At 46.0% G+C, this 15,858-nt stretch carries 16 protein-coding genes; 8 read left to right on the top strand and 8 right to left on the bottom strand.

The genetic code is table 11. The features are described 5' to 3' along the window. Positions 1-210: 210 nt before the first annotated feature. Positions 211-1,671: an aminoacyl-histidine dipeptidase gene (locus tag C9I89_RS02860; protein ID WP_107281817.1), complete on the bottom strand. Its 1,461-nt coding sequence runs from the start codon at positions 1,669-1,671 to the stop codon at positions 211-213. 562 nt (positions 1,672-2,233) lie between these two features. On the opposite strand from C9I89_RS02860, the gene vcdP reads away from it, so the two are divergent. The 7 genes from vcdP to C9I89_RS02830 all read left to right on the top strand — a co-directional run bounded on the left by vcdP (position 2,234) and on the right by C9I89_RS02830 (position 9,575). Continuing rightward, positions 2,234-2,323: a small protein VcdP gene (gene vcdP, locus C9I89_RS23105; RefSeq protein ID WP_483875140.1), complete on the top strand. Its 90-nt coding sequence runs from the start codon at positions 2,234-2,236 to the stop codon at positions 2,321-2,323. Positions 2,324-2,876: 553 nt separating this feature from the next. Then, positions 2,877-4,166 carry an NCS2 family permease gene (locus C9I89_RS02855; protein WP_107281816.1) on the top strand — a complete coding sequence of 430 codons (1,290 nt, stop codon included), beginning with the start codon at positions 2,877-2,879 and terminating at the stop codon, positions 4,164-4,166. A gap of 54 nt (positions 4,167-4,220) precedes the next feature. Further along, entirely contained in the window at positions 4,221-4,679 is a 459-nt protein-coding gene (gene gpt / locus C9I89_RS02850; protein WP_107281815.1) for a xanthine phosphoribosyltransferase, read from the top strand. A gap of 389 nt (positions 4,680-5,068) precedes the next feature. Further along, entirely contained in the window at positions 5,069-6,328 is a 1,260-nt protein-coding gene (gene frsA, locus C9I89_RS02845; protein ID WP_107281814.1) for an esterase FrsA, read from the top strand. A 201-nt stretch (positions 6,329-6,529) separates the two neighbouring features. Further along, positions 6,530-6,934: a sigma factor-binding protein Crl gene (gene crl, locus C9I89_RS02840; protein WP_107281813.1), complete on the top strand. Its 405-nt coding sequence runs from the start codon at positions 6,530-6,532 to the stop codon at positions 6,932-6,934. 143 nt (positions 6,935-7,077) lie between these two features. After that, on the top strand, positions 7,078-8,277 hold the full coding sequence (gene proB / locus C9I89_RS02835; RefSeq protein WP_170107599.1) for a glutamate 5-kinase: 1,200 nt from the start codon (positions 7,078-7,080) through the stop codon (positions 8,275-8,277). A gap of 56 nt (positions 8,278-8,333) precedes the next feature. Beyond that, complete coding sequence (locus C9I89_RS02830) at positions 8,334-9,575, top strand: glutamate-5-semialdehyde dehydrogenase (RefSeq protein ID WP_425440401.1); 1,242 nt, start codon at positions 8,334-8,336, stop codon at positions 9,573-9,575. A gap of 73 nt (positions 9,576-9,648) precedes the next feature. On the opposite strand, the gene C9I89_RS02825 is transcribed toward C9I89_RS02830, so the two are convergent. From C9I89_RS02825 to C9I89_RS02810, 4 genes are read right to left on the bottom strand one after another with little or no spacing between them, the layout of a single operon-like run. Further along, complete coding sequence (locus C9I89_RS02825) at positions 9,649-9,831, bottom strand: DUF2897 family protein (protein ID WP_107281811.1); 183 nt, start codon at positions 9,829-9,831, stop codon at positions 9,649-9,651. Next, positions 9,832-10,527: a M15 family metallopeptidase gene (locus tag C9I89_RS02820; protein WP_425440399.1), complete on the bottom strand. Its 696-nt coding sequence runs from the start codon at positions 10,525-10,527 to the stop codon at positions 9,832-9,834. After that, positions 10,524-11,657 carry a succinyl-diaminopimelate desuccinylase gene (dapE, locus tag C9I89_RS02815; protein ID WP_107281810.1) on the bottom strand — a complete coding sequence of 378 codons (1,134 nt, stop codon included), beginning with the start codon at positions 11,655-11,657 and terminating at the stop codon, positions 10,524-10,526. Before dapE ends, C9I89_RS02820 begins: the two co-directional genes overlap by 4 nt. A 14-nt stretch (positions 11,658-11,671) precedes the next feature. Continuing rightward, positions 11,672-12,037 (bottom strand): ArsC family reductase, encoded by a 366-nt coding sequence (locus C9I89_RS02810; RefSeq protein ID WP_107281809.1) that lies wholly within the window; start codon positions 12,035-12,037, stop codon positions 11,672-11,674. Positions 12,038-12,543: 506 nt separating this feature from the next. Between C9I89_RS02810 and C9I89_RS02805 the strand changes: the two genes are divergently transcribed. Continuing rightward, positions 12,544-12,825 (top strand): winged helix-turn-helix domain-containing protein, encoded by a 282-nt coding sequence (locus C9I89_RS02805; RefSeq protein WP_107281808.1) that lies wholly within the window; start codon positions 12,544-12,546, stop codon positions 12,823-12,825. Positions 12,826-12,907: 82 nt separating this feature from the next. Here the strand turns inward: C9I89_RS02805 and C9I89_RS02800 are convergent, their stop codons facing one another. Genes C9I89_RS02800 through narQ form a run of 3 tightly spaced genes read right to left on the bottom strand, consistent with a single transcriptional unit; the run spans position 12,908 to position 15,571 of the window. Then, positions 12,908-13,243, bottom strand: a complete 336-nt coding sequence (locus tag C9I89_RS02800; protein ID WP_107281807.1) for a DUF4156 domain-containing protein — start codon at positions 13,241-13,243, stop codon at positions 12,908-12,910. Beyond that, positions 13,243-13,869 (bottom strand): response regulator, encoded by a 627-nt coding sequence (locus C9I89_RS02795; protein WP_107281806.1) that lies wholly within the window; start codon positions 13,867-13,869, stop codon positions 13,243-13,245. Before C9I89_RS02795 ends, C9I89_RS02800 begins: the two co-directional genes overlap by 1 nt. Positions 13,870-13,879: 10 nt before the next feature. Then, a complete protein-coding gene (narQ, locus tag C9I89_RS02790; RefSeq protein ID WP_107281805.1) occupies positions 13,880-15,571 on the bottom strand; it encodes a nitrate/nitrite two-component system sensor histidine kinase NarQ in 1,692 nt (563 codons plus the stop codon). Between the last annotated feature and the right edge of the window lie 287 nt (positions 15,572-15,858).

Below are 15,858 nucleotides of genomic sequence, written 5' to 3'. Positions count from 1 at the left end.
AGAACCATAGAACCATAGAACCATAGAACCATAGAACCATAGAACCATAGAACCATAGAACCATAGAACCATAGAACCATAGAACCATAGAACCATAGAACCATAGAACCATAGAACCATAGAACCACAGGAACCAGATACAAAAAAGGCGAGTTTCTATGAACCCGCCTCTCGTTACTTGTATCTTTTTACTCGAAACTCAGTAGCTCGTTACTTCTTAACCGGAATATTCTTCAGAATCGCAACCATTTGTTCCCAGAACAGACCAACAGTTTCGATGTTTACTTTCTCATCCGGAGAGTGAGGGAACTTGATGGTCGGGCCGAAAGAAATCATATCCATTTGCGGATAGGGTTCTTTGAACAGACCACATTCCAGCCCCGCGTGAATAACCATGATATTCGGTGTTCTACCGTAAATATCATTATAGGTTTCGCGGAATAGCTGCATCACTTCTGAGTCAGCATCGGGTTTCCAGCCTGGGTATGCGCCTGAGAACTCGCACTGCGCACCGGCAAGTTCTGTGACAGCTTTTAGCATGCCTTCGACATTGCTGCGACCAGAGTCAATCAGCGAGCGGATCAGACATAGAATCGTGATCTTATCAGCTTCCGTGGTGATAACACCTACGTTCAGAGACGTTTCAACGACCCCTTCAATGTCATCACTCATACGGATAACACCGTTAGGGCAAGCATTCAGAACTGCAAGCAGGCGTTTCTGATCGACTGTTGCGAGGATGTTTTCAGGCAGTTTAGCTGTTTCTGTAAACAGGGTAATGCCTGTTTCGATACGGCTCAGCTCAGCAACAAGGATCTCCTGATAGTGAGCAAACAGTGCGTTCAGCTTATCAACATTCTCAGCGGGCAGGGCAACGATAGTATTTGCTTCACGAGGAATCGCGTTACGTAGGCTGCCACCGCTTAGTTCTGCAATCCGCAGACCTAATTCTTCAGCGTGTGAGAAAAGGAAACGGCCAAGCAGTTTGTTAGCATTAGCGCGACCAGTGTGGATGTCACAGCCAGAATGGCCACCTTTAAGGCCTTTAACAACCAGCTTCACCGCTTGGTAGTCAGCAGGAGTCGCTTCACGTCGGGTATCAAGCGAGATAGCGCCATCAACACCGCCGGCACAACCCATGTACACTTCGCCTTCTTGTTCAGAGTCAGTGTTCAGTAGGATATCACCGTCTAACCAGCCTTCTTTAAGGCCGAACGCGCCAGTCATGCCAGCTTCTTCATCAATAGTCAGCAAGACTTCCAGCGGGCCGTGTTCAATGTCTTTTGCTGCCAGTACTGCAAGACAGGTTGCCATGCCCATACCGTTATCGGCGCCAAGAGTGGTGCCTTTGGCGGTTACCCATTCACCGTCAATGAATGGTTGAATTGGATCTATTTCGAAGTCGTGATCGGTATCTTCGTTTTTCTGTGGCACCATATCGATATGTGCTTGCAGAACAACGCCTTTGCGGTCTTCCATCCCCGGTGTTGCTGGCTTTTTAATAAAGACATTGCCAACATCATCGCGTCGTACAGCTAAACCTTCACTTTCAGCAAATTTGATGATGTGCTGAGCAAGTTGTTCTTCATGCTTTGACGGGTGAGGAATGGAACAGATTTGATCGAAGAATTGCCACACGGGTTGTGGTGACAGTTGACTGATTTCAGACACAGCAGTCTCCCTTTATACAATCTTGGGCTAGGGCTATTAATCAGGATTAACAATGCCTGATTTGCCAAAATGATAGCAGAATTATCTATCGGAACTGGCTCAGCATACCATTGTGAAAAGGGGGGTGACAGTTAAATCTTAAAATGTGGAATATGAGCGTTAAGACGGTCCACTTTCAAGCCGATGCTTACAGGTTGCTTTGATCTACTTAGCCAGTTGCACACATAATAGGTAAGCCCCGCCAGTTGAGTCAGGTTATGTTCGTGAGGTGTAAGGGAATATGAGTCGGGACGTTAAATCTTCTTTTTGATGCGCAAGCTTTGTGTGTAATTTTATTACAGAATTAAGTGATAGGGATCACTTTTACCATAAAAGTGTGACGAAGTTAAAAGAAATGGTTGTAATTTAATTACGTGGCGGGTATAGTTTACTCACTCCTCAGGTGAGGAAGAGAAAACACACTGAACTGCTCAGGACGAGCCCGATATATCGCCTCCACGGAACCGAGATTAAGTGAGACCAAAAACGGTCTTAATAATGACTTATGATTAAGGTGATAAAAATGAAAGCATTTGATTCTATTGCACGCTACTGGAATAACCGCTCTGTTTACACTGGTAACTTCACTTACCCGAGCTCTTTCGGCTATTAATTTTTGTGAAGCAGTGTTTGATGACACTGCTTTGCCGGACAGTATTGTTCACCCCCAAATTTAGAATATTGAAATAACCGAATCTGGTTATTTGCCACATTCTGCCGCCATCTCTACCAGAGGTGGCGTTTTTTTTATCTGTACTTCATATACTCAAACCACCTCAATATACGAGATTCAGAACTTCCACATTTAGAGAAGTATATTGGATTTACTATGTATTCGATTACATATGCCTGTGATGACTAAATTTAACAATCATGTCACTCGTATTAACGTTTGCGGTAGGGTGAAAATTTCTTAATGATGAAAAAACACACATCATAAATTACTTATAAGTGTATGATTTTAATTGACTATATTTATTGGTTGTAAGTTGGTTGTTGGGTTTTTGTTCGTTTGCCCCGTTGTTTTGTTGATGGTTGAGTTATTTTCTGGAAATTGTTTGCTGAGCAGCATATAATCGCACCCCAAAAATAGAGTGACGCAAACGTTTTCTATTTTAAATCCTTATTTTTGAACTGCGCGTATTATCTCCAAGGAATCGAGAGCAATGCTTGAGAAACTATTCAAACTGAAAGAGCACGGAACGGATGTCCAGACCGAAATGTTAGCCGGTCTGACGACCTTCCTGACAATGGCTTACATCATTTTTGTTAATCCGACAATGCTGGCAAGCACGGGTATGGATCAGGGGGCGGTGTTTGTTGCAACCTGTTTGGCTGCGATGGTCGGCTGTTTCATTATGGGCTTTGTCGCAAATTACCCAGTCGCCCTGGCTCCGGGGATGGGGCTGAATGCGTTCTTTACTTATGGTGTAGTGTTCGGGATGGGGCATACATGGCAAGTGGCTTTGGCCGCGGTGTTCTTATCTGGTCTTTGTTTCATTGTTTTAAGCCTTCTGAAAGTACGAGAGTGGATCATCAATGCGATTCCAATGGCTTTACGTACCGGTATCTCGGCAGGTATTGGTTTGTTCTTAGCTTTCATTGCGCTGCAAAGCTCGGGCATTGTCGTTGGTCACCCTGCAACGTTGGTACATGTTGGTGATCTAACAAGCTTTCCTGCTATGATGGCGGCATTGGGCTTTTTCCTGACGATTGGGTTAGTTCATCGCGGCTATAAAGCAGCGGTACTGATTGCGATACTTGCCGTGACGGTACTCGGTATCCTGTTTGGCGATATCACTTACGGTGGTGTTATGTCTATGCCACCAAGCCTGGCACCAACATATATGCAGATGGATTTCAGCGGTGCACTTGAGGTTGGCCTGATTTCAGTGGTGTTTGCTTTCTTATTTGTTGACCTGTTTGATACCGCCGGGACACTGGTGGGGGTCGCAACAAAAGCAGATCTGATAGATAAAGATGGTAAGCTACCGCGCTTGAACCGTGCGCTGCTTGCAGATAGTACGGCGACGTCTGTGGGGGCGATACTAGGTACCTCTAATACAACATCATTTGTTGAAAGTGTGGCTGGTGTTGCTGTTGGCGGGCGTACGGGCCTGACAGCCGTTACTGTTGGTGTATTATTCTTCTTAGCGCTATTTTTTGCGCCGCTGGCGGGTATGGTGCCTGCCTATGCAACTGCTGGGGCACTGTTTTACGTTGCTATTCTGATGATGTCTGGTCTGGTGAGTATAGACTGGCGTGATTTGACTGAAGCAGCCCCTGTTGTTGTTGTTTGTCTGCTAATGCCATTAACATACTCCATCGCTGAGGGTATCGGCCTTGGCTTTATCACTTATGCTGCCGTTAAAGTGATGAGTGGCAAGGGAAGAGATGTTAATATCAGCGTATGGGTTATTGCAGCCCTGTTTCTTGCTAAAATTATTTTCTTATAACAGTTTATAAATACTATCGGCGATCGATTTCGCTAACACAGAGGTTCATCGGATATGAGTAATAAGTTCGTTATCACATGGGATAACATGCAAATGTACACGCGTCAGTTAGCAGAAAAATTGCTACCAGCTGATCAGTGGAAAGGTATTATTGCAGTTAGCCGTGGCGGTTTGGTTCCTTCTGCGATCCTTGCCCGTGAGCTTAACATTCGTCACGTTGATACCGTGTGTATTTCAAGCTATGACCACGACCACCAACGTGAAATGAAAGTGGTGAAAAAAGCCGAGGGAGATGGTGAAGGCTTCTTAGTGGTTGACGATCTTGTTGATACTGGCGGTACCGCTGAAATGATCCGTGCTATGTACCCTAAAGCGAAATTTGTCACGGTTTGTGCGAAACCGGAAGGTAAACATCTGGTTGATGATTACGTTGTTGATATTGCCCAAGATACTTGGATTGAGCAGCCATGGGACATGGCCGTGACTTACGTCGATCCAGTTTCAAAGCAGTAATATCACTTTCGACCTGGTCGATAAGTTATTTCAAAAAGAGGTGCCAGAGATGACGCCTCTTTTTTTGTTTAAATTATTACGTCCTGAGATTGGTTATCTTTGCTGATCGGGAAGGGCAAATAGAACCACGATGCACTGAAATGGCTGCCTTGACTAAAAGCTAATGAATTCTCGCTGAACTCTGCATCTCGAGGTGGTTTGGGTATACTATAGGCAGTATGGTATTCCTGACATTAGCCGTCAGTCTTCTTCCTTAGGCTGTGGCTTGGTTTTTGTAGACCAGTGTTTTGTAAAGAGCGAATGATTGCAGATCTGGCTATCACTGGCCTTATTTACCATTGGTTCGGTTAATTGTGCAGGAAATAGGATTTTGATCACTGGAGCCAACTGTGCCTGACCCTTCAAAAACGAATTTATCTGAAAAGCTTTTTGCTCCTCGCCAAACCTCAAAAGAAACGTCGAGTCTGGTGAAGTTAGCCCACATTAGTTCTGCTACTGTTCATAACGATATTGATGGCGATAGTGAAAATGGTTGGTACCGAGTTTTGCGTCGTCCTCAGTGGGTATGGCAAGGTATTGATCCCATTGAGATGGAAGCTATTTTTGCCAGAATAGCCAACTCTGATGCTGCCAGAACCAATGATGAGTTACTTGATACCGTGATTGGTTATAAACCCGGTAACTGGATTTATGAGTGGGCGCAAACGGGGGCGAATTACCTCAAAGAAGCGCGCGCATTAGCCAATGCCGGTAAAACAGATCAAGCGGCCCATACTTTGTTGAATGCCAGCATGTACTACAGTGTTGCTGCTTATCCGCATTTAAAAGGGGATGGGCTGGCGGCACAGGCGGAAGTGCAGGCTGGCCAGACTTATCGGGAAGCGATGGCATTAATGCCACATCAGATGAAAATCATTGATGTTAAATATGAAGGTAAAACATTCCAGGCGTATATTCATTTACCTCGCACCGACAAGTTGTTGCCAACCGTGATTGTCAGTGGTGGTTTAGATACCTTGCAATCGGATCTGTGGCGATTATACCGGGATTACCTAGGTCCGGCTGGTTTTGCTATGGTCACCCTGGATATGCCCTCGGTCGGTCACAGTTCCCATTGGGCATTAACCGAAGATACCAGTCGGCTGCATCAGGCTTTACTTCAGCAGATCCGCGATGTGCCCTGGGTTGATCACCATAAAGTTGCAATGCTGGGCTTACGTTTTGGTGGCAATGCCGCAATTCGTCTAGGCTTTATGGAGCCTAATAGGCTGAAAACCTGCGTCAGTTTAGGCGGAGCGATTCATGGGATCTTATCACAGCCGAAAATGCTGGATGCGATACCACGGATGACCTTGGATGTGATTGCATCGAGAATGGGGAAAAACGGCGTGTCAAAAGCAAGCCTGACCTCCCACTTATCAGCCTGGTCACTGAAACAGCAAGGATTGCTTGGCCGGCGAAAAGTGGGCGTTCCAATGTTGGGGATCAGCCTGAATAACGATCCTGTTTGTGCCGAAATGGATAATCAACTGATCGCGATGTCGAGCCGGGGAGGAAAGGCGATAATTTTGCCGGACACACCGTTACACGATGGTTATCATCGCGCTATGACAACCGTGGTTGACTGGCTGAAGGACAAGCTCGCTTAATCTGGCGGCGGGAATTACATGTGATGTAAATAAAATGTTGCTATAAAAGGAGCTTTATGGCTTAAATAGTATTCTTACCGAATTGGAACATGCCTTTTAGTCCGCTTATGAGCAGTTGTATGTGATAACTGCTTTTTTGCCTGCGGGATGTTTTTTCTCTGAGTGATTGTTGTTCGGTATAACTATGGATGGGGATACGCTATGACTACTAACACTGTTTTTCCGCCTCATGGGCGCTTAATGACAAAATTAACCGCCTTGGGACCTTATTTGCGCCAACAGCATTCAAAAGAAGGAGAGTTTTTCTTCGATTGTCTGGCCAGTTGTATCAGTGCGAAAAAATCACCGGAAGAGCGTGAATTCTGGGGGTGGTGGCTGGTGCTGACGACGACCGACTCCGGATTTGAATATCGCTATTACTTTGGTCGCTATGACAGTGAAGGTAACTGGAATCAGGATAAGGTGCCAGCCAAACATGCCGAAGCGGTTGCCCAGACTATTGATGACTTCTACGCTAAGCTGACAAATTTGTTACAGGAAGAGTGTGGACTGGAAGTCACCGCGGCAGTGGATCTAAAAGAAGCCACGCTAGGTTCGTTGGCATAATTACAAGATTAGGGGCTGCCTTTTCTCTGTCAGACCTATTTTTATGAATTCTGGCTTCTAATGCAGCATTTTTCTTGTGATCTGCCTATGGGATTGATACAACAATTAGACAAAAATTTATCCACTATATTTGTTTAATTCCAATGGTAGATACTAATCACTTGAATGCTACAGAGCAGAACCTCGCGGGCGAACACTCTCAAGTTGAGAAACAGGCCCAATCCGTAAAGCAAAGCCACGCAGTAAAGCAGACGATTGTCGTTAAACTCGGCACCAGTGTGTTAACGGGCGGGACGCTGAAACTAGATCGCGCCCACATGGTCGAGTTAGTTCGTCAATGTGCCTATTTGCGCCGTCAGGGTCATAAAGTCATTATTGTGACCTCTGGTGCGATTGCTGCCGGCCGAGAACATTTGGGTTATCCCGAATTGCCCAAAACGATGGCCAGTAAGCAGTTGCTTGCGGCGGTTGGTCAGAGCCGCTTGATCCAGGAATGGGAGCGCTTGTTTGGTATCTATAACCTGCATGTTGGCCAAATGCTGCTAACCCGTGCAGATTTAGATGATCGTGAGCGTTACCTTAACGCCCGCGATATGATCAATGCCTTGTTAGACAACGGAATCATCCCGGTCGTCAATGAAAATGATGCGGTTGCCACAACAGAAATTAAAGTCGGTGATAACGATAATTTATCGGCCTTGGTTGGTATTTTGGGCGGCGCAGATAAATTGCTGTTGTTGACCGACCAACCTGGTCTGTTTACCGCAGATCCTCGGCATAACCCAGAGGCAGAGTTAATTCGTGAAGTACATACGATTGACGAAACGTTACGTAAATTAGCCGGTGGTAGTGTTGGCGGTTTAGGTACTGGCGGCATGGCAACGAAACTTCAGGCTGCAGATGTGGCACGCCGTGCAGGTATTGAAGTGATTATCGCCGCAGGCAGTCGTCCCGATGTTATTTCAGAGATCGCCACTGGTCATTCAGTGGGAACACGTTTTCTGCCTCTTGAATCTCCCCTGGAAAGTCGTAAACGCTGGATCTTAGCGGGTCCCCCACCATCAGGGGATATTGTTATCGATTCAGGCGCTGCGATCGCTGTGCAACAGCGTGGTAGTAGCTTATTGTCTAAAGGTATCACGCAAGTAAAAGGGCTTTTTGAGCGTGGTGAAGTCGCCCGCATTTTTGATACCCGCGGCGTTTTGCTCGCTCGTGGTATCTGTCGCTATTCAAGTCAGGATATGGCTAAGATTGCCGGAAAACACAGCCAGGATATCTACTCGGTTTTAGGCTATGAGTATGGCCCGGTTGCCATTCATCGTGATGATCTTGTTGTGATCTAAACCTCACCCGTTGCAACATTCTGGTTAATAGAGGAAGTATTGTGAATCTTGAACATATGGGTAAAGCTGCGCAGCAAGCGGCTTTCGAATTGGCTACTGCAGCCACAGCACAAAAGAATCAGGCGTTAGCGATTATTGCTGATGAGCTGGAAGCTAATAAAGATGTGATTCTGGCAGCCAATGCAAAAGACATTGAAGCGGCGCGTGAGACCGGAATGACCGATGCACTCATTGATCGCCTGTTATTGAATGAAACAAGACTGAGCGGTATTGCAAGCGATGTACGCAATGTGATCGGCTTAAGTGATCCGGTTGGTGCTGAACTCGATAGCCGTGTACTGGAAAACGGGATGCGCCTGAGTCGCCGGCGTGTGCCATTGGGTGTGGTGGGCGTTATCTATGAAGCACGTCCGAATGTAACTATCGATATTGCAGCACTGTGCCTGAAAACCGGTAATGCCAGCATTTTGCGTGGTGGCCGCGAAACCTTCCATTCGAATATGGAATTGGTCAAAGTGATCCAGCTGGCGCTGGAGAAGGCGGGTTTGCCAGCGGCATCGGTACAATATATTGAAAAACCGGATCGTGAACTGGTCTCACAGTTGCTCAAACTGGATCAGTACGTCGACATGATCATCCCGCGAGGCGGGGCAGGTTTGCACAAGATGTGTAAGGAAAACAGTACTATTCCTGTCATTATTGGCGGTTTTGGTATTAGCCATATTTATGTCGATCATTCGGCTGATCTCGCCCGTTCACTGGACGTTGTTGAAAATGCCAAAGCACAACGCCCGTCGGCTTGTAACGCATTAGATACGCTGCTGGTGAGTGAACAAGTGGCCGAAGCATTCTTGCCTCGTTTGGCTGAGCGTTTAAATAGCAGTAACGTTGCTTTAGTCGCCGATGAAGCGGCCTATGAGTTACTTGAAGGTAAGGCGGCAGAGTTGCGCCGAGTGGTAGACGGGGATTTTGATACGGAATGGTTAAGCTACACCCTTGGTGTGAAAGTGGTTCACGATGTGCAAGAAGCCATTGCTCATATGCGCAAGCATAATGCCAGCCACTCTGATGCGATTCTGACGAATAATATTCAGTCTGCAGAACAATTTGTTAACGCAGCCGGATCTGCGGCTGTATACGTGAATGCGTCAACGCGTTTCACTGACGGTGCGCAGTTTGGTTTAGGGGCTGAGGTTGCAGTCTCAACTCAGAAGCTTCACGCCCGTGGCCCTATGGGGTTAGAAGAGCTGACCAGCTACAAATGGGTAGGGCAAGCGGATTACTTAGTTCGTCCATAGCCTGAAGGTACGAGTGCCTAGTTACGAGTATCGAGTTACTAGAATCTAGTTACTCGTTTCTAGTTACTCGCATTTAATCACTCGGATCTTGCTCTTCCTTCTCGGCCTTTTCACGGTCATGTTTCTCTTTGAGGTATTTGGCCTTGTCGCGGTAGCCAAACTTCATGTTCGCGGTATATTTTAAGGCCATAATGTTACTGACCACGACGCTGAGAACGATGGCTGAGATCACCCAAGGGTTTAATAACCATTCCATTTAGACCTCACAGATATTCTTAATGAACCTAGTATAGAGGTTATCAAGGTTTGCCAGTATCTGCGACTTTCCTGCTATTTGGCTGCTATTAAGTGTGCGGTAAAGCAACTCAGGTGTCAGTTGTGCCAACAACTCCCGGCTCACTGGATGGTAGCTGATATGCCACGGCTCGGTGGCGACCCCGCCGCGATCCTCTGCATAGGGCAGATAAAAGCCATAGTCCGCCATATTGTCTTTAAGCCATTGATGAAATTCGGCCTGATGGCCTCCCGTTTCGTATTCCCATGGCTCTAATTGCAATTGGGTATCGGCGGGTAAACAGTTGCTTGCATAGACATCAACATCTGTTCCCCAGTGATGACGGCTGGCACCCGGCAATGCTGACCAACGCAAAATGGCAACAATTTTATCCAGTTCACAAAGCTTGCTGGTATCTAATGGCTGGCATTGGCTATCAAGCAGTGGTCTGACGCCGTTGAACTTGTTGTTCCAGATTAATAACTGACGTTCAAAAGGGCGGAACGCACTGGCCAGCTGCAAATCAATTCCAGTCCGTTGCGCGGCTTGTTGCAGAGCAGCGAAAGCCGGTTGCATCAGGTGATGCAACAGAAAGTTTTGATGACTCACTAAGTGGCTGGTCTCTCTGCCGGTGAGTTGCCCGGCAGTAAGCTGCCGAGCATAACGTGAGGTCATCATCTCAGTGCTTTTTCTAATACTTTCTGATACATATCAGTCAGCTTCTCAAGATCTGCGGTTTTGACACACTCATTGACTTTATGGATGGTGGCGTTTACCGGACCAAGCTCGACAACCTGCGCACCGGTTCGGGCAATAAAGCGACCATCAGACGTGCCACCTGTGGTTAACAGTTCTGGCTTGGTATGATTCACTTCTTCAACGGCTGCGACAACGGCTTCAACCAGCGTGCCTTCATCGGTTAAGAACGGGTAACCGCTCAGTGTCCATTTCAGTTCATAGTTTAAACCGTGGGCATCGAGCATCGAATGAACACGGCGCTGAATGTCGATATCAGTCAGTTCGGTACTGAAGCGAAAATTAAACTGAACATGAAACTCTCCCGGAATGACGTTCGAAGCACCTGTTCCTGCGGTAAGGTTGGCGATTTGGAAGCTGGTGGGGGGAAAGTAAGCATTACCATTATCCCAAGTCGTTCCCGCCAGCTCAGCCAGTGCCGCCAGTGCTTCATGAACTGGATTTTCAGCTAAATGCGGGTAGGCGACATGACCTTGAATGCCTTTTATGGTCAAATCACCGGTGAGTGAACCCCGGCGACCATTCTTGACGATATCGCCGACCGTATGAGTACTGGATGGCTCACCCACAATACACATATCGATTTTTTCATTACGAGCTTCCAGGGTATCAATGACACGTGTTGTCCCGTTGATAAATGGCCCTTCTTCATCTGAGGTGATCAGCAGTGCCACGGAACCGGGGTGATCGGGATTTTCTGCCAGAAAACGTTCAATGGCGACAATTATGCTGGCTAATGAGCCTTTCATATCGGCGGCCCCGCGACCATGCAGATAACCATCAATGATCGTCGGTTCAAACGGTGGAGTATGCCATTGCTCTAATGATCCGGCAGGAACCACATCGGTATGGCCGGCAAAAACAAACAGTGGTGCTTTTGTACCACGGCGAGCCCACAAGTTAGTGGTATCTTCAAAGACCATGGTTTCAATCGTGAAGCCGAGTTTTTCAAGACGTGCAATCATCACGTCCTGACAGCCTGCATCTTCCGGTGTAACGGATTTGCGGCTGATAAGATCTTTCGCCAGTGCGATTACCGGGCTGTCTGACATCCTTGTATCCTTTATTACTGATTAGAAAGTGACTTCTGAAAAATGGCTTGGTACTGGGCAGGCTTAAAGCCCAAGTAGTAGCTATCGTTGTGGACGAGCAGTGGACGCTTGATCATTGCCGGGTATGCCAGCATCAGCGTAATAGCCGTTTCTTTATCAAGGTTTGCTTTTTGTTCGTCAGTAAGCTGGCGGTAAGTTGTACCGCGCTTGTTGACCATCGCTTCCCAGCCCAATTCAGATTCAAACTTTTCCAGCATGGCCAGATCTAAACCGTCAACACGGTAGTCGTGAAAGGTGTATTCCTGGTTTTCTGCATCCAGCCACTTTTTCATTTTCTTGATGGTGTCGCAGTTTTTAATGCCGTAGGCAATCGTACTCATAATGGGGCTGACTTACTATTATTATCAAATTAGCTCTCCTTTATAGCGAGATTGCACAGGCTTAGCAATGGGGTATATATAGGCAACCTTAATTGATACGTACGGCGATCACAATGCACCGGAATGCAGGATTCGTGAGTTTTCGTCAGAATTATTGACTCTTTATGGAGGTGTAGTGGCTGAAAGGGGGGAACGGATATACATGCGAGGTCACAAAAATGAGATCTGGGCCGCTTTCTATTCTGTATCGGTGACCAAACCCTCTCTCATCTTGATCAAACTCAACATTTCTTTTTTATTACTCTGAATAATGAAGCCTCTTTTATACCAATTTGAATAGTCATCTGTATGTTGTTGTTCATATCATTGTTATTTCCCTCAATAGCAGTGAGAGGATAAGTGACTGTAACATGCTGAATACATAGATTTGCTATGAGGAAATAGAGCTCGGCTGTCAATCCGTAACAGGCCCGATGATTACTCAAATTAGTATTATGGAGGTCTCAATGGAACTGAATCCGGTTTTTGCTCGTCGTCTTTATCTGGCACTACTTGTCGAGCATATCGAAAGGCCAAATGTCCCAAGGCTGATTGAACAGACGGGATGGCCACGTCGTACCATTCAGGATGTATTAAAAGCGTTACCTGGTTTAGGGATAGAGCTTACCTTTATCCAGGATGGTAAGCGACACAATGATGGTTATTATCAATTAAGTGACTGGGGGCCTTTCGATCTGCAATGGGTTGAAGATCGAGAGGGTGATCTGATCACTTCACTCGCTAGTTAATACCTATTGATATAAATGAAAAAACCGCACTTGCTGCGGTTTTTTTTATTTGTTTGAGGGGGCCGATGAATGGAACGGTTAATCAAAGCGATGAGGGGCAAACATAAGCATTGCCCATCATGGTAACTGATGTACTAAATGTTCGTGGCGCGTATAAATCGATGGTATTGGCGCCAAGTGCACTGGCACGATTTTTCAGTGCGTTAAGCGCCCCCTCTGTTAACTCCTGATTGCCGATAAACAAAAATGTATACCAGTGCCCCTCAGAACTGGTGATGGTTTCTTTGTGGGTACATTGGTTGATTTTTTCGCTATTATTCCACACAACTTGTATATCTCTGCTTTCGTTGTTCAACCGCGTTGTTTCACAGCCGAATAAGAACAAAGATACCAGTACTATCATCAGATTCTTTTTCATTATTGTCCTTGTGCTTCCAGGTAAAGAACTGTCGCTGCGGTACGTGATTTGACCTGTAGCTTTTTCAGCAAACTCTTCATGTGCACTTTTACGGTCGCTTCTGAAATAAATAAGGTATCAGCAATTTTCTTATTACTATAGCCTTTGGCAACTTCTTGTAAAATCTGCATTTCCCTGTCAGTAAGCGTGTTCAGCAGAGAATCTTGTTCCGTATTATCTTCTAAGTGTTGACGAACCAAATCATTGTAGGCCTTGCCGCTACATAACGCTTGTTTTAGCAGACTGATGAGTTCATCGGGCTCGGTATCTTTTAGCAGGTAGCCATCAGCCCCTGCCGCCACTAACGCTTTAATATCTGTACGGCTGTCAGAGACGGTCAGGATAACAATGCTGGCGCTTATCCCTTCTGCACGCATTGCATTGAGGGTATCTAAGCCTGACATTCCTTTCATATTTAAATCGAGCAGGATTAAGTCAGGATTTTTCTCATTGGCCAGAGCGATGGCATCTGCACCATTGCTGGCTTCGCCAATCAACTCAAAATCGGGTTCAAAACTTAATAGCTGGCCGATCCCACGTCGCATTAACGGGTGATCATCTACAATCATTACTTTCCAACAGGTCATATTTTTGTCCTTAAAGCTGAAGTGAAAATGTGAGGCTCACTTCACAGCCTGCGCCCGGCATTGTATTTATTTTAAGATCGCCATGTAGGCGCGATGCTCGCTCTGTCATAATGGCTAAACCATAATGGTTTAGCTTTTCGTTTTTAGGATCGAAGCCTAATCCATCATCACGAATTTTTATATCTACTCGATCATCTTTTTGCACACAAGAGACGACAATTTCGTCAGCATGGGCATGTTTTATCGCATTGAGTACCGCTTCTCGGATCACTTGCAGTAAATGTACCTGATGATGGGCATCGAGACTGAGCGATGACAAGTGGTTATCAATGATCAACAGGGCATCCGTTTGCTCTTCCAATGGCTTGAGCATCTCTACCAAGGCTTCACCAAAATTTGCTTCTTTGATCGTGAGGCGGAAGGTGCTCAGCAATTCTCTTAATTGGGTATAAGCGCCTGACAACCCGCTATCAATATCGGCCTGTATCTGTTTGGCGCTATCGGTGTCATTGTTGGCTAACTGACGTTTTAGCAAGGTCATCTGGATTTTCAGATAAGACAATGACTGTGCCAATGAGTCATGTAGCTCGCGTGCGATGGTGGCCCGCTCTTCCATTAAGAGCAATTGCTCGCTCTGCTTTTGGGCCCGGTTGTAATAGATCCCACGGGCCAAAATGCGCGATATATTATCGATCAACGTTTGATCCGGGCAGGGCAAGGTATATTGCCACCATAGCTGGCCAAGAACTTGCCCGTCGATGTCTAAATCCTGAAAATGCCATGGTTGGGTAGATTCAATCCCGGCGGTTAGCTCAGATCGTCCGCCGCTGTTTTCTTCTATAATCAGTTTAGTTGCCGTTAATCCTTCCACCGCCACCATTGTTTCTAGCATGGCAGAGAAATTTTGTGAGGTTAACCGGCTGACTGACAGTTCTTGTGAGCAGTTATAGAGTACCTGGAGTGATTCATTGGCGTGACGCAGGCGATGTGTTTTCTCGTTCACGTTCTTTTCTAAACCGCGATATAACTTACCGAGTTCAGAAGACATCTTGCAAAAGTTATCGGCCAGTATGCCTAACTCATTATCACTTTTTACATCCAGTCTAATATCGAAGTGGCCATTTTGGACATGTTCACTGGCAGTAACCAATTGATTCAGAGGGAAAACGATTTTACGTCGGGTGAAATGAATCGTGAACAGGGCAACGAGCAGGATCAGGCTTAGTCCAATGCCACCTATTACCGACAATACTTGCAGTTTAATGACAGAAAATTCCTGCAGCTCAAAGACAAATCTATCAATGTGATCAACAAAGCTGGCGACATTATTCAAATACTGCTGGCGATCGGAACTATGGAGCTGAGGGTGAAGATTTTCCCAGCGACTAATTAAGCCGTAATAGTGCTTTTTAATGTCGGTAGGCACCGTCCAGTGTTCCAGTGCGGCCATTGATGGTGAAAACAGCGATTTTTCGAAGTGATCTAAGTGGTCTGATAATTGCTGTGAATCGGTTTGAATATCATAGGCTAAGCGATAGCTCTGCATGCGCAGTGAGCCGGAAACATTGATTGCTTCAGCGTCATTCAAGCTGGAAGCAAGCGTAAGCAGCGCAAAGCTGGTGGTGGCAACGGATAATAACAAGATAGCCAGCATGGCGCGGGCTATGGTTGTGGTAACTGGCTTGAGTGGCCTGTTCTGCACAGTAATTCCTTATTTAAATAATGACTTATGTGATCGTAGGCATGCGTAAGCGAAGCTGGCTTATGAATTCCTTAGTAGAATAATGTGAAGGTTGTCCCTTTATTTTATTGATCCAAAACAATTTCACCTATATTTAGCCCTTACTGGGTATTTAAGCAATTATTACTGGATTTAAACTAGTCATGTAAAAAGATGATGAGTTATGACAACTTTATATACTGTCTTACCGCATTGAGTGCTGCCCGTAAAAATGCTTATTTTCACATTACTTTACCAAAGGTGTTAGC

It is taken from the genome of Photobacterium lipolyticum (genome assembly GCF_003026475.1).
Taxonomy (GTDB): Bacteria; Pseudomonadota; Gammaproteobacteria; order Enterobacterales; family Vibrionaceae; genus Photobacterium; species Photobacterium lipolyticum.
The sequence above is the reverse complement of the archived record's forward strand: the minus strand, read 5'-3'. Positions and strand labels throughout refer to the sequence as shown.

Bases quoted from the DNA above. Each gene is read 5' to 3' on its own strand.
- C9I89_RS02855 (WP_107281816.1), top strand. From the start codon at position 2,877: ATGCTTGAGAAACTATTCAAACTGAAAGAGCACGGAACGGATGTCCAG.
- C9I89_RS02795 (WP_107281806.1), bottom strand. From the start codon at position 13,869: ATGACCTGTTGGAAAGTAATGATTGTAGATGATCACCCGTTAATGCGA.
- C9I89_RS02810 (WP_107281809.1), bottom strand. From the start codon at position 12,037: ATGAGTACGATTGCCTACGGCATTAAAAACTGCGACACCATCAAGAAA.
- proB (WP_170107599.1), top strand. From the start codon at position 7,078: ATGGTAGATACTAATCACTTGAATGCTACAGAGCAGAACCTCGCGGGC.
- C9I89_RS02825 (WP_107281811.1), bottom strand. From the start codon at position 9,831: ATGGAATGGTTATTAAACCCTTGGGTGATCTCAGCCATCGTTCTCAGC.
- C9I89_RS02800 (WP_107281807.1), bottom strand. From the start codon at position 13,243: ATGAAAAAGAATCTGATGATAGTACTGGTATCTTTGTTCTTATTCGGC.
- vcdP (WP_483875140.1), top strand. From the start codon at position 2,234: ATGAAAGCATTTGATTCTATTGCACGCTACTGGAATAACCGCTCTGTT.
- crl (WP_107281813.1), top strand. From the start codon at position 6,530: ATGACTACTAACACTGTTTTTCCGCCTCATGGGCGCTTAATGACAAAA.
- C9I89_RS02830 (WP_425440401.1), top strand. From the start codon at position 8,334: ATGGGTAAAGCTGCGCAGCAAGCGGCTTTCGAATTGGCTACTGCAGCC.
- dapE (WP_107281810.1), bottom strand. From the start codon at position 11,657: ATGTCAGACAGCCCGGTAATCGCACTGGCGAAAGATCTTATCAGCCGC.
- gpt (WP_107281815.1), top strand. From the start codon at position 4,221: ATGAGTAATAAGTTCGTTATCACATGGGATAACATGCAAATGTACACG.
- C9I89_RS02820 (WP_425440399.1), bottom strand. From the start codon at position 10,527: ATGATGACCTCACGTTATGCTCGGCAGCTTACTGCCGGGCAACTCACC.
- C9I89_RS02805 (WP_107281808.1), top strand. From the start codon at position 12,544: ATGGAACTGAATCCGGTTTTTGCTCGTCGTCTTTATCTGGCACTACTT.